Annotated in this window: 10 protein-coding genes, 1 pseudogene and 1 riboswitch; of the genes and pseudogenes, 4 read left to right on the top strand and 7 right to left on the bottom strand. The window is 70.1% G+C overall.

The window, feature by feature from the left end:
• Positions 1-91 precede the first annotated feature (91 nt).
• Positions 92-421 carry a DUF6401 family natural product biosynthesis protein gene (locus N5875_RS01195; RefSeq protein WP_318210333.1) on the top strand — a complete coding sequence of 110 codons (330 nt, stop codon included), beginning with the start codon at positions 92-94 and terminating at the stop codon, positions 419-421.
• 54 nt (positions 422-475) lie between these two features.
• On the opposite strand, the gene N5875_RS01190 is transcribed toward N5875_RS01195, so the two are convergent.
• Together N5875_RS01190 and N5875_RS01185 are read right to left on the bottom strand one after the other, a co-directional pair.
• On the bottom strand, positions 476-1,279 hold the full coding sequence (locus tag N5875_RS01190) for a hypothetical protein (RefSeq protein WP_318210332.1): 804 nt from the start codon (positions 1,277-1,279) through the stop codon (positions 476-478).
• A gap of 1,558 nt (positions 1,280-2,837) precedes the next feature.
• Complete coding sequence (locus N5875_RS01185) at positions 2,838-3,080, bottom strand: hypothetical protein (RefSeq protein ID WP_338491255.1); 243 nt, start codon at positions 3,078-3,080, stop codon at positions 2,838-2,840.
• 704 nt (positions 3,081-3,784) lie between these two features.
• Here N5875_RS01185 and N5875_RS01180 point away from each other — a divergent pair.
• Both N5875_RS01180 and N5875_RS01175 read left to right on the top strand, forming a co-directional pair.
• Positions 3,785-4,705, top strand: a complete 921-nt coding sequence (locus N5875_RS01180) for a hypothetical protein (RefSeq protein ID WP_338491252.1) — start codon at positions 3,785-3,787, stop codon at positions 4,703-4,705.
• 10 nt (positions 4,706-4,715) lie between these two features.
• Complete coding sequence (locus tag N5875_RS01175; RefSeq protein ID WP_318210330.1) at positions 4,716-5,312, top strand: hypothetical protein; 597 nt, start codon at positions 4,716-4,718, stop codon at positions 5,310-5,312.
• Positions 5,313-6,099: 787 nt separating this feature from the next.
• Here N5875_RS01175 and N5875_RS01170 read toward each other — a convergent pair.
• The 5 genes and pseudogenes from N5875_RS01170 to N5875_RS01150 form a co-directional block, all read right to left on the bottom strand.
• A complete protein-coding gene (locus N5875_RS01170) occupies positions 6,100-7,065 on the bottom strand; it encodes an MASE1 domain-containing protein (RefSeq protein WP_338491247.1) in 966 nt (321 codons plus the stop codon).
• 171 nt (positions 7,066-7,236) lie between these two features.
• Positions 7,237-8,079 carry a PP2C family protein-serine/threonine phosphatase gene (locus N5875_RS01165; protein ID WP_318210328.1) on the bottom strand — a complete coding sequence of 281 codons (843 nt, stop codon included), beginning with the start codon at positions 8,077-8,079 and terminating at the stop codon, positions 7,237-7,239.
• A 208-nt stretch (positions 8,080-8,287) separates the two neighbouring features.
• Positions 8,288-8,347, bottom strand: a pseudogene (locus N5875_RS01160) (transposase); the annotation flags it as partial.
• Between the two features lie 501 nt (positions 8,348-8,848).
• Complete coding sequence (locus N5875_RS01155) at positions 8,849-10,372, bottom strand: aldehyde dehydrogenase family protein (RefSeq protein ID WP_318210327.1); 1,524 nt, start codon at positions 10,370-10,372, stop codon at positions 8,849-8,851.
• 44 nt (positions 10,373-10,416) lie between these two features.
• The gene (locus N5875_RS01150) at positions 10,417-11,841 is read right to left on the bottom strand and encodes a GAF domain-containing protein (protein ID WP_338491244.1); all 1,425 of its coding nucleotides are present in this window, start codon (positions 11,839-11,841) and stop codon (positions 10,417-10,419) included.
• 65 nt (positions 11,842-11,906) lie between these two features.
• A riboswitch (ZMP/ZTP riboswitch) is annotated at positions 11,907-12,015 on the top strand.
• 28 nt (positions 12,016-12,043) lie between these two features.
• Here N5875_RS01150 and N5875_RS01145 point away from each other — a divergent pair.
• Entirely contained in the window at positions 12,044-12,898 is an 855-nt protein-coding gene (locus N5875_RS01145) for a tetrahydrofolate dehydrogenase/cyclohydrolase catalytic domain-containing protein (protein ID WP_338491242.1), read from the top strand.
• Positions 12,899-12,905 lie beyond the last annotated feature (7 nt).

Raw genomic sequence — 12,905 nt, 5'->3', positions numbered from 1 at the left:
TTTCCAGACTGCGGCGTGCGTGCGGAGGTCCTCGTGGGGCTGCGACGAAGGTCACGGTCTGAGTGTGTTCTTACGCGCCTAATGTGGAGGGATGAGTGATTCACCCCCGTGCCCGCTGGTCGGCGTCGCCGCCACGTACATGCCCCGGCTCTCGGAGTTCTCCTTCGAGCCGGGGCTGGTGGCTGCCGTCGACCAGCATGCCGCCGCGGTGTGCGACGCGCTGATCCCGGCGCAGCGGGGGCCGGAGGCCCGGAGCGTCCGGCGGGGGGAGCTCGCCGATTACGTCCTCGGGTTCACCGACTGGCTGGCTGAGGTCGACTGGGCCGAGCCGGTCGGCCACGACTTTGCGACCCTGCGGCTGACGGCGGTCTGCTGGCTGATCCGAGAGCACGACCTCCTGGACGTCCGCGCGGACGGCTGACCGAGCGGCGCGGCGGCGGGCGGCCGGAGAAGCCCGCCCGCCGGGGCGGCGCCGTCAGAACTGGTCCGACGGGGGCTCTCGGCGGGTGGCACCGCGTTCCATCCGTTCCTGCGTCGTCGGCATCCCGCTCCGGGCGTCCTCGCGGCCCTTCTGGTACGCGGAGATCTGCTCCTTCGCGCGGCCCGTCTCCACCTCGGCGGCCGACAGCCAGCGCTCCCAGCGGCCCCGCATCGGGGTGACGAGTCCGCCGCCGACGCCGACGATCACGACGCCCGCGATCGTGGCGAGGACCGCGGTGAGGACCGGGCCGGTGACCGAGGTGGCGATGCCCGCCTGGCTCAGCGCGGCGATCACGCCGAGGCCGACGATGAAGGCCCAGGCCGCTGTGGCCAGGACCTTCCCGGACGATGTCGTGCCCAGCGCGCCCTGGATGATGTCCCGGACGGCGCGGGCGATGGCCATGGCGACGACGACGATGACGCAGGCGACGATCGCCTTCGGCAGCCAGGCGACGATGCCGTTGATCATGACGCTGACCGGGTTGGGGCCGAAGACCCCGAAGGCCAGCTGGAGGGCGATCAGCAGGATCGCGTAGTAGAGGATCTTGGCGATGATGCCGGTGGCGTCGTACTTCGACCCCTTGAGGGTGTTCGAGACGCCGCTGCGCTCGGCCATCCGCTCGAAGCCGACCTTCCGCAGCACGCGGTCGGCGACCTTGGCGATCACCTTCGCCACGAACCAGCCGATGAGCAGGATCACGAGGAACGCGATGAACTTCGGGATGAACTCGGCGACGGCCGACCAGGCATCCGTGAATCCCTGGCCGAAGTCGACCGAGAGGGCGAGGGGCTGCGACATGGCGCCATTACTCCGCTCGGGACGGGCCCCGTACGGACAGGGGCCTGGACTTCCGAGGTAACTACGGGTCGGGCAGCCCCGCCCCCGGTCAGCGCCTTGGTTGGGCCGACGGGTGGAGCAATCTTCCTTCCGAGGCACCGAGCATCCCCCGGGCGGCTAATCGAATGATCTGCCGATCATCTGCCGCGTGGTGATGCTCTCTGCGCCGTGGCGCGTTCCTGCGCTCCCAGCGACCCCGTCACGGAAGGCGGGCCTCTCGGAGGTGGGAGAGCGGGCTGCGCTGCGCCGCATCCCCCCCTGCCGGGCATGGCCTGGCGTTCTCACGGCGGTCGATCGGTGACTGACGAGCAGCGGACAGGCCCCAGGGGCGGTACCCCTTTGCCGGCTTTCCCTCTCCCGCGAGGAAGAGCAGGCAGCGGACCACGGCCTGCGTGCCGAGCCCGACCCAGGTCGCCCGTGTGCTGACAGCTGTAGGCAAACAAGGACGCGGCCCGCACCTTGAGGCGTTCTTCGGCCGCATGTACTACGCGGCCATGCGTTCGGCGGCGGTCATCCACCTGCAGATCTCACAGTGCCATCTGCCGTAGACGGGCTGGGGCATGCTCAACCTGAACGGAGGTGTCGTCACGGCCGGCAAGGAGTGGACAGACGATGGCTCGGTCCACCAGCTGCACTCCTTGAAGCGGCGAGCCGTCAAGGCCACGCGTCCCGTGGATGACTTCATCTTCACCCACCTCGGTTCCGGGTCGACGACTGGCCGCCACTGCACCCGCACTCCGCCGCCGCCCTCGGACAGACGCTGGACCACCGCACCCGGGTGCTCGCAGGTGCTCACGGGGATGGCTCTGAGCCCCGAGAAACGAGTGCCGAGCGGCTGGACACACAAAGCGGGATTCCGGGGTCCGGCAACGCCAGTCATCTGGACGCCGATTCAACAACCGAAAGAATGACAACGAGCCCTGGGCCAATTAGGCTTGAGCTGTATGGACTGGCGACCGAGAGCACGGCCACCCCGACCTCGGTTACGGACGGCTCACGCCGACCTGGTTCCCCGGATGCTGCGAGCGAGGTGGAACTCGTGTTTCCTCTGCTGACTGCCGAATGTTCATCATATCGAGGCACCCACACGTACCCCGCGCACCATCAGGGGATTTCCAGCGGGCGGGACGTCATCCCCATGGGAGGGCACTACGAGGACTGCGCCGCGATCGGACAGATGTGCTCCGGCTTCTGCGCCGCTTCCCCGGACGCCGCGAACTGCTATTGCCATTGCGCTCAGATCACTGCGCAGTGCCTCCATTCCCCGCTTCCGCCTTGCCACGTGAGTGCGTAAGCAGTCCGGACATCCGCGGGTCGATGGCTCCGAACGAGCGGGAGGTGAGTTTCCGTGGTCGGCTCCAGCTGGTCACGCACAACGGGCCTCGACCGCGTCATGTCCTCATCCGCGGGAGACCCCTCCGTCGTCATCGGGCTTCTGGACGGCCCCGTGGATGCGCGTCATCCAGGCTTCGCCGAGGGAGCCCTAGCTCCTCCGCACTCACCACCGCCTGACAGCCGATCAGCCCGGCACGGGACGGCGGTGGCAGGGGTCCTGGCTGCCAAAAGGAACGGCGACGCGCCGGGTATCTGCCCTGGCTGCCGGGTATTCGTTCGACCGATCTTCGAGCAGTACGGGCCGGCCACCTCCCGACCGCGTGACCTGGCTGATGGCGTCGAGGAGTGCCTCGCGGCAGGCGCGCGGATCATCAACATCAGTGCCGGATTCGAGCACGGTGGCTTTCCCGTCGAGGTCCTCGGACACGCCCTCGACCTCGCCGCGCAGCGGGGGGTCATCGTGGTGGCGGCGGCAGGAAACCAGGGCCGGGTCAGTGGCTCGCCCCTCGTCTCCCACCCCCACGTCGTTCCTGTCGCATCGTGCGACGGAGCCGGGAGACCGCTCCCGAACGGCAATCTGTGCGCCTCTGCGGGGCGCCGCGGAGTGCGTGCCCCGGGAGCGGCGGTGGAGACACTCGCGCCGGGGGGCGGAGTGCTGTGGCTGAGCGGTACCAGCCTGTCGACAGTGCTCGTGACCGGCGCACTGGCTCTGGCGTGGTCGGTCGCCCCCGCGGCGCCGGCCGCCCTCTTCCTTCAGGCGTTGTCAGGTCCCCCATCCGCCAGACGGCGGATCGTTCCGCCGTTGCTGAACGCGGTCACCCTTGTCCGGGCCGCGTCGTCGACAGTTCCGGAGCCGTGGCCATGAACGCAGACGGATCGCCGAAGCCAGCAGGGCGCGAGGCTCAGGCCTCTCTCTCGACATCCGATGCGCGGACCCCCCGTTTCCGGGTGCGCCTACCGGGTTTCGTCATCGAGGAGGACGTCGGCCTCGGTGACGCGATCAAGAGGGCGACGGCGTCGGCAGGGATCACACCCTGTGGCAGCTGCCGCGAAAGGGCGGCCGCGCTCAACCGCTGGGTGCGCTTCACGTCTCGCTAGCGAATTCCCCTCACCACCCCTACGGGAGAACTGATGGACCTCGACACAGACGCTGCTTCCCACGAGCCGACGGTCACACCTGCGGGGGCGGAGGACAGTCCGCTCAGCATGATGACCGCGGAGCCGACCGAGGTGTCAGCCTCGCATGTGCAGCTCGACACGGCGGCACCACCGGCGAGGACCCGGCAGTTCGTGTACGCGATCGGGCGGATCGACGCGCGCTTTCCCAGCCTGAGCATCGAGAAGGAGTTCGCCCAGGCCACCGGCCGCGCGGAGACCGCGAGGCTGACCAACAGTCAGGCCGCTCAGAGGGTGCTGTCGGATCCGGCGAACCGCTACCTCGCCCGCAGGATGTGCTGGGTGTTCACGATAGAGGGCATGGACACCTACCTGCTGGTCCCCCGGGACGAGACGGACCTCGATCTGCTCCTGGGGGCGCTGCGTCCTTCACCCTCCCGGTCGGACACCGACGTGGCGATCGGCACACTCGGTCCCTTGGCGCCGTCCGAGAAGTGCGGCGGTCTCGTCGTCCCCATGGTCATTTTCGACCAGATCTACTCCTTCGACACGGAGTCCTTCATCGCCCAGATCCCTCCTCCCGACGGAGTCGACGCAGGCGCGTTCCAGGAGACTGCGGGTGAGCTGTTCGACAGGATTACCCAGCTGGCAGACAATGCCGGAAATTCCGACGAACACCGCGCCCTCAATTACCTGACGACGCGCTACCCGGAAATCTACGCGGAGACAGCCAGACAACATGCCCGGAACTCGTCCCTGACGAACGTGGAAGCCTTCCCCTCGCCACTGTCAAGTGTGCGAACCGTGATCACCGCCGTGTTCACCTACACCCACCGAAGCACCAACTTCGTGGAGAAGTTCGCGGCGCTGGTGGACACCACCGAGGTGTTCCCGTTTCTCGCGACACCCGGTTTCAACTCCTACTACAACCACTGAAGAAGCAGCGATGACGACCGGCCGAGAGTCCTCAGGCGAGAAGTCCGCGCGTGCAGCAAGGACCGCCGCGCTGCTGCAGCGGCCACCCGATGCGCCACAGCCGGAGACGGCGGACATCGCCGTCGACTGCACGGCGAACTGGGACGCCGCCCAGGCCTTCTATGAGCAGGGGCAAGTGGCCTACACAGCGGGCGATTACAAGGCAGGGGACTTCTACGTATCTGTCGGTGACGGCTTTCGACGGTTGGCGCTCCTGTGCTCGACTGTCGACGCTCGGGATCCAACGCTCGCCGGTGTGACCCCAGCCGGCGACGTCGATGATTCCCCTCTGGCACTCACCGATCTTCTGGGCCGCCTGAACAAACTCCAGGAGCTCGCCACGGAGAGGGGCCGGCCGGCCCGCCCGGGCGGACTGCCGACAGAGCTCGAACACGACGATCGCTGCCTGCAGTACGCGCGAGCCGCCTCGCACTACGCCTCCCGTGCGGCGCAGGCTTTCGCCGCCGGCGATGTCTTGTCGGGCAACCGATACCTGCACGAGGCTCAGGCCCACTGGGCTCTGTTCAATCTGTGCGTGAGCTCGACACAGGCCACGGCGCGCGGTTAGAGCGTGCCTCCTTGGTACTGTCCGCCGTGCGAAGCTGTGCGCCATTGCGCCTTCGATAGTCCGTGGACTTGCTCTGCCCGCCCTGCTGACATCGCTCATCGATCGCGGCCTCTGGCGCCACCCCGGCGATGTGGTGCCGGCGAGGGCCATTCCGTGGTGAATGCTCGACCTCCGCCTCCACAGCAGCGGCGAACATCCGCCTCGCGCCCTCCCGGACGATCTCATCGATCAGAAAAGTACCGGTCTCGGTGGTGCCGTCTTCGTTGACTACGCTGAGCACGGGCGTGCCTTCCCAGCCCGCGCTGCGAACGGGGCCTACTCGGTGAGCCATGAGCCGATCACCCAGGAAGCTACGCCCTCCGCATCCCGCGCTTGAGGTGCACGGGGCGACGGCAGTGGGGGCAGCAGTATCCGCGGGGCTCAGGGACAAGATCGCGGTGGGCTTCGGTGCAGTGGCCATCCGGGGCTGAGGCAACGGGCATGCGCGTCCTTCTCCCCGCAAGACGAGATGTGTGCAGGGCTAGTAGACGGGGCGGCTCCACCGCTCGTCTCGGCCCTGCTGCTGGATTGCCGCTCCGCTGAGCGAATGCGTCCATACCCAGGGTCTGGTTAGTACCAGGCCACGGCCCAGCTCGGCGTGTTTTGCCGGACGCTCACGGAACAGGCCGCCAGCTCAGGACCGTGCAGCTCCAACGCCATCACGCACCAGCTTGTTGGCGCCGGACCGTTCCCATGCCTTGCAGTCGTTGTACGGCTCCTGATCCCTGCGCCGGCTCCGGCGCGGGGATCACGGATTCCGGTGCCCGCCGGGTGGGGCTGCCCGGGTATCGGCGGTGCCGGAAGGACCCGGTGAGGGCTCGCCCGCCGCGAGGTGCTCCAGAACCTCCGCCAGTTCCTGGCAGGCGCGGCGCACCGACCGGCGGGTCGCACGCTGCTCGGTGATGACGGAGGCAAGAAGGAGGGCGGTCAGGGCGGCGGAACCGTTGAACGCCTGGAGCTTGGCCATGATCTCGACGTCCGTGAGGTGGAGGAAAGCGCCCCGTCCGGAGGTCGCCTCGAAGGTGGCGAGCACGGAGGCGAAGAGCGCGCACAGCATGCTTCCGACGAGCTGGAAGCGGAGCGCTGCCCAGATCAGCAGGGGGAAGACGAGGAAGAGCATGCTCATCGGGCTGAGCACGGCCATGGGCATGAGGATCAGGGTCGTCAGCCCCAGAAAGGCCGCCTCCTTCCAGCGCTGTGCGCGGAACCGTCCGGTCGGCCCCGCGAGGACGAGCAGGAGCGGGGCGACGAGCAGCACCCCCATCGTGTCGCCCACCCACCAGGCCAGCCAGACGGGCCAGAACTCGCTCTTGTCCAGGGAGCTCTTCGCCACCTGCAGTCCGACCCCCGCGGTCGCGCTGATCAGCATGGCGCCGAACCCGCCGAGGAAGACCAGGAAGAGTCCGTCCCGCAGCCGCGCCATGTCGAGCCGGAAGCCGGCCCGTCTCAGCAGCAGGAAGGCGCAGAGTGGCGCGACGGTGTTGCTGACCACGGTGACCACGGTGGTGGGCCCCGGAGTGGTGAGGGAGGCGATGACGAGGAAGGAGCCGAGGGCGATCCCGGGCCAGACTCGCGCGCCTAGCAGCAGTAGGGCGGCGACGGCGACGCCGGTGGGAGGCCAGATGGGGGTGACCACCACGCCTTCGACGACGAGGCGGCCCATCAGGCCGAGTCGTCCGGCCGCGTAGTAGCAAACCGCCACGGCCAGCGACATCAGCGCCGCCTCCGTAGAGGACCGGAACTGGCGAATATCCAACACGTCAGCCATCAGACACCGGCCGGGCCGCCACGACCTGGCAAGGGCCCTGCGTGTCGGGCGCCGTCGTCCGGCACGGGCCCGGGCCGGTCCGAGGACCGACCCGGGCCCGAGGAGAGCCCCCTCCCCTCACTCCTCGGCCGCCGACCGGGCCGGACCGCCGTCATGGCCGACGACCAGGACGGCCGCGTCGTCCTCGTGACCCACCGTGGCCGCCAGCTTCATCACGGCGGTGGCGAGCGCCTCGACGTCCAGCCCGGCGACGGCGGTGATCCCGGCGAGCCTCGTCACCCGGTCCAGACCCTCGTCGACGTGGAGCGAGGGCCCCTCCACCACCCCGTCGGTCAGGAGGACGAAGACACCGTCGGCGGTGAGCCGGTGGCGCGTGGCCGGGTAGTCGACGCCGTGCAGCACACCGAGCGGAGGCCCGCCCTCGCTGTCGTCGATGCCGGAGCGGCCGTCGGCGGTGGCCCAGACGTGGGGGATGTGACCGGCCCGGGCGCACTCCAAGGTGCCGGCAGCGGGGTCGAGCCGCAGGAAGGTGCAGGTGGCGAAGAGGTCGGCGCCCAGAGAGATGAGCAGGTCATTGGTACGACCGAGCAGCTCTCCTGGGTCTCCGGTGACGGAGGCCAGCGCGCGCAGTGCCACGCGGACCTGTCCCATGAAGGCGGCGGCCTCGATGTTGTGTCCCTGCACGTCACCGATGGACATGCCGATCTGCCCGCCGGGCAGGGAGAAGGCGTCGTACCAGTCACCGCCGACGTTGAGCCCGTGGTAGGCGGGCTCATAGCGGACAGCCAGCCGGGCGCCCGGAAAACTGGGCAGGTCCGAGGGCAGCATGCCGCGCTGCAGGGCCACGGCGAGCTCGACACGGGAACGCTGCGTCTCGGCCAACTCTCGCGCCCTGGCGGTCAGCGACCCGAGCCGGACCAGAAGGTCCTCGCTGCTGTCGGCCAGCCGTCTGCGGAACATCGATCACTCCGACGTCACGACAAATCCTCGCATCACTCCGTCCCGTCTCCAGCACGCGGGACCACACGGGACCACCTCGGTACGAACAGGTCCTTCCTACTCTGCCCGGAGGGGACAGCGTCCGCATCTCATCGGCGGCCCGCGGCCAGGTCTCCTTCTTCCAGACCACGACCGCCACGTCGTCGCGCTCGATCGCCCGCCGGGCGGGCTGCCACGACCAGCTGTACCGCTTCAGCAGTTGCCAGGTGCCCTCCACCGTGTAGCTCACGTGGCACAGCCGGCCGATCAGCCTCTTGATCCGGGCCGGTGTCCACCGCTGGTCGGCCCAGCCGCGGACCTTGAGGCACACGCTCCAGCTCCCATTCCCAGTCTCGAGATCTGCGCCTCGCTGAACCTCGTCCGCCCCGGCGATCCCTTCGACAGGACCCCCGCTTCACCGCACTCGCGCTACTGACGACGCCACCGTTCCACGGACCGCTCACTGACCCGCAGCGCGCGGGGCTGGACGGAGGACCGTGGAGCGAGGACACGGCGGCTGCCGCGGAGCGCGTTGCAAAGCCTGAGACGTTCTGCTGCGCCGCGCCGCCATGGGTGTCAGAGGGTTTCCGCCTGCCTCGCCCTCGGGCGGGAGTCTGGTCCGTGACTGGTCCGGGAGATGTGACTGAGCGACCCCTTTCCCCACCTAGCGTCTTGGCTCTGTGTCGATGGGTGACGCTTCGGAACGGACTTCTGGAGTGCAGTTTGCCTTCAGGGAGCTCGACTTGGCGGTCTAGAAGAACCCAACCGCTTTCGGGGAGTAGGACACCAGCAGATTCTTCGTCTGCTGGTAGTGGTCCAGCATCATGCGATGGGTCTCGCGGCCGATGCCCGACTGCTTGTAGCCGCCGAAGGCGGCATGGGCCGGGTACGCGTGGTAGCAGTTCGTCCAGACGCGGCCCGCCTGGATCGCGCGGCCCGCGCGGTAGGCCGTGTTCGTGTCGCGGGTCCAGACGCCGGCGCCCAGGCCGTACAGGGTGTCGTTCGCCGTGCTGATCGCGTCGTCGAAGTCCGTGAAGGACGTCACCGCCACCACCGGGCCGAAGATCTCCTCCTGGAAGACCCGCATGCGGTTGTCGCCCTCGAAGATCGTCGGCTGGACGTAGTAGCCGCCCGCCAGATCGCCTCCGTGCTCGACGATCTGGCCGCCCGTCAGGATCCGCGCGCCTTCCTTCTGGCCGATCTCCAGGTAGGAGGCGATCTTCCGCAGCTGCTCCGCCGACGCCTGCGCGCCGATCATCGTCTCGGTGTCCAGGGGGTGGCCCGGGACGATCTTCTCCGTGCGGGCGACCGCCGCCTCCAGGAACTCGCCGTAGTGGCCCCGCTGGACGAGCGCGCGCGAGGGGCAGGTGCAGACCTCGCCCTGGTTGAGGGCGAACATCGTGAAGCCCTCGAGAGCCTTGTCGCGGAAGTCGTCGTCCGCCGCCCACACGTCGTCGAAGAAGATGTTCGGCGACTTGCCGCCGAGTTCCAGCGTCACGGGCTTCAGGTTCTCGGAGGCGTACCCCATGATCAGCCGGCCGGTCGAGGTCTCCCCGGTGAAGGCGATCTTGGCGACCCGCGGCGAGGACGCGAGCGGCTTCCCGGCCTCCTCGCCGAAGCCGTTGACGACGTTGAGGACGCCCGGCGGCAGCAGGTCCGCGACCAGGCTGAGCCAGAAGTGGATGGACGCCGGGGTCTGTTCGGCCGGCTTCAGGATCACCGCGTTGCCCGCGGCCAGCGCCGGCGCCAGCTTCCAGACCGCCATCAGGATCGGGAAGTTCCACGGGATGATCTGCGCCACCACCCCCAGCGGCTCGTGGAAGTGGTACGCGACGGTGTCGTCGTCGATCTCGCTCAGCGCACCCTCCTGCGCACGCAGCGCCCCCGCGAAGTAGCGGAAGTGGTCGATCGCGAGCGGGATGTCGGCCGCCAGCGTCTCCCGGACCGGCTTGCCGTTGTCCCAGCTCTCCGCGACCGCGAGGGCCTCCAGATTGCTCTCCATCCGGTCCGCGATCCGCAGCAGCACGGCCGCGCGCTCGGCCGGTGCCGTCCGCCCCCACGCCGGGGCCGCCGCGTGCGCCGCGTCGAGGGCGCGTTCCACGTCCTCCGCGGTGCCGCGGGCGACCTCCGTGAAGGGGCGCCCGTCGACCGGACTGGGGTTCTCGAAGTAGCGGCCGAGCGCCGGAGCGACGTACCCGCCTCCGATCCAGTGGTCGTAGCGGGCCTCGTACGACATGAGCGCGCTCGCGGTTCCGGGTGCGGCGTAACGGGTCATCGGCATGGCCTCCCTGGGACGCGCCGGCCGTCCCTGGCCGGCGCTCACCGGTGAGTGTGCGGACCCGGACGTTGCAAGACCGTTGCACCGGAGGACAGTTCCGCCTCCAGGGAGTCGAGACGCGCGCGTACGGGAGGGAGTTGAGGCGCCGGAACCGTCGCGCACAACGCCCGCCAGACCACCAGGTCGTCCTCGCCCCAGCTGCTGTACGCCCAGTCCGCGAGCAGCCCGGGATCACCCCGGTCCACCAGCGCCGCCCGCAGCCGGCCCGCGAGCCGCTCCCGCAGCCGTACGACGCCGGGGGCGAGCGAGGCCGGAAGCAGCGGGCCCGCGTACTCACCGGCCGCCGCCGCGACGGCCCCCGAGGCGAGCCGTCGGTCCACCGCCGCGAAGTCCGCGTCCATCCCACCCGCCAGCCGGTACGGGCGCGACCGCAGCAGATCCGGTCCCAGCAGCGCCCGGAGCCGCGACAGCTCCGCCCGCAGCGTCACCGGCGTGACGGACTCGTCCTCGTAGAGCAGCGTGAGGAGCTCCTCGCCGCCGATCCCTTCCGGGCGGTGCGCGAGCAGCACCAGGATCTCGCTGTGCCGCCGGCCCAGCCGGACCCGCCGCCCGCCGAGCGACAGCAGGGCCTCGTCGCGGCCGAGCGCCGCGAGGCTCGCCCTGCCCGCCTCCGGCGCGGGTCCGAGCAGCGCGAGCTGCGACTCCGCCGCCCGTGCCACCGCCTGGACGAAGCCGAGACTGTGCGGGTGCGCCAGCCGCCTTCCGCCCGTGATGTCGACCGCGCCGAGCACCCGCCCGCTGCGCGGGTCGTGCACGGGGGCGGCGGCACAGGTCCACGCCCGCACCGGGTGGCGGAAGTGCTCGGCGGCGACCACCTGGACCGGCCGGTCGACCGCGAGGGCCGTGCCGGGCGCGTTCGTCCCGGCCGCCGCCTCCGACCAGCGGGCCCCGGCCACGAAGTTCATCCCCCGCGCCTTGCGCAGCGTCGCCGGGTGGCCCTCGACCCACAGCATCCGCCCGGCGGCGTCGCAGACCGCGAGGAGATGCTCCCCGTCCGTCGCGTACGCCCCCATCAGCTCCCGGATGACGGGCATCGCCGCCGCCAGCGGATGGCCGTCCCGGATGTCGGCGAGCTCGTCCTCGTCCAGCTCCACCCGGGCCGCCCCGTCCGGACTCACGTGCGCGCGTGCGGAACGGCGCCACGACGCGGCGACCAGCGGCCGGACCTGCCCGGAGCCGGGGGCCTCGGACTGGGGGTCGGGCACCGCCCCGCCGGTGTGGGGAGCCTCTCCGGGGTCGCGGGCCGTTCCGTCCGTCGTCCTCGTCCGCCCGCCGCCGCCACCGTCGGCCGTTCCGTCCGTCGCCTTCGCCCGTCCGGCCACCCACATGTCGCTCAACTCGGCCTCCTCGTCGAGGTCGTCCCGGCCCGTCGAGGTCATCGTGATGCGCGGGAGCGCCGTCGACAAGCGCCCGCGCGCCCGGTCGCGCGCACCCTGTCCGGGACCGGCTCCCGACCGCTCACGTACAGTAGGGCTCGGGCCGTGACTGGCGCTTGAGGTGGATCACCACCGGGGAGCGGCCCGGCGGGGGCGTGCTCGACCGGCGTGTCCGTACCGATGCCGTGCGCCTGGGCGAATCACCTGTCAGAGACGACGCCCAGGAGTTGCCATGTCCACCAGCACCGCCACACTCATGGACGGCACGGCCCTCGCCCGCCGTACGGTCGAGGAGACCGCCGCCCGCGCCGCCGAGATCACCCGTCGCACCGGTGTCACGCCGTGTCTCGCGACCGTCCTGGTCGGTGCGGACCCGGCCTCGGTGACGTACGTGAAGATGAAGCAGAACCGCTGCGCGAAGGCCGGAATCCGCTCCCGGCACGTCGAGCTGCCCGCCACCACGACGACCGAGGAACTCGTCTCCGCGATCACGGCGCTCTCCGATGACCCCGAGGTCCACGGCATCCTGCTCCAGCACCCCGTCGGCCCGCACATCGACGAGCGCGCCGCCTTCGAGGCCATCGCCCCGGAGAAGGACGTCGACGGCGTCACCATGGCCTCCTTCGCCGCCATGGGCTTCGGACTGCCCGGCTTCGTCTCCTGCACGCCCGGCGGCATCATGCGTCTCCTCGACGCGTACGACGTCGAACTCCGCGGCAAGCGCGCGGTCGTCGTCGGCCGCAGCGCGATCCTCGGGAAGCCGGCCGGACTCCTCCTGCTCGGCCGCGACGCCACCGTCACCTACTGCCACTCCCGCACCGAGGACCTCTCCTCCGTCGTCCGCGAGGCCGACATCCTCGTGGCCGCGGTCGGCAAGCCGAACTTCATCAAGGGCGCGGACATCAAGCCCGGCGCCGTCGTCATCGACGCCGGCTACAACCCGGGCAACGTCGGCGACGTCGACTTCGTCTCGGCCGCCGAGCGCGCCTCCCTCATCACCCCCGTCCCGGGCGGCGTCGGCCCCATGACCATCGCCGTGCTCCTCGCCCAGACCGTCGAGGGCGCGGAGCGCCGGCTCGGCCTGTAGGGCCGGT

Origin of the sequence: Streptomyces sp. SJL17-4 (genome assembly GCF_036826855.1) — a bacterium.
Classification (GTDB): Bacteria; Actinomycetota; Actinomycetes; order Streptomycetales; family Streptomycetaceae; genus Streptomyces.
Note: the sequence above shows the minus strand (reverse complement) of the source record. Positions and strands in the feature narration are given on the sequence as shown.

Bases quoted from the DNA above. Each gene is read 5' to 3' on its own strand.
- N5875_RS01170 (WP_338491247.1), bottom strand. From the start codon at position 7,065: ATGTCGCTGGCCGTGGCGGTTTGCTACTACGCGGCCGGACGACTCGGC.
- N5875_RS01180 (WP_338491252.1), top strand. From the start codon at position 3,785: ATGGACCTCGACACAGACGCTGCTTCCCACGAGCCGACGGTCACACCT.
- N5875_RS01165 (WP_318210328.1), bottom strand. From the start codon at position 8,079: ATGTTCCGCAGACGGCTGGCCGACAGCAGCGAGGACCTTCTGGTCCGG.
- N5875_RS01195 (WP_318210333.1), top strand. From the start codon at position 92: ATGAGTGATTCACCCCCGTGCCCGCTGGTCGGCGTCGCCGCCACGTAC.
- N5875_RS01155 (WP_318210327.1), bottom strand. From the start codon at position 10,372: ATGACCCGTTACGCCGCACCCGGAACCGCGAGCGCGCTCATGTCGTAC.
- N5875_RS01190 (WP_318210332.1), bottom strand. From the start codon at position 1,279: ATGTCGCAGCCCCTCGCCCTCTCGGTCGACTTCGGCCAGGGATTCACG.
- N5875_RS01175 (WP_318210330.1), top strand. From the start codon at position 4,716: ATGACGACCGGCCGAGAGTCCTCAGGCGAGAAGTCCGCGCGTGCAGCA.
- N5875_RS01145 (WP_338491242.1), top strand. From the start codon at position 12,044: ATGTCCACCAGCACCGCCACACTCATGGACGGCACGGCCCTCGCCCGC.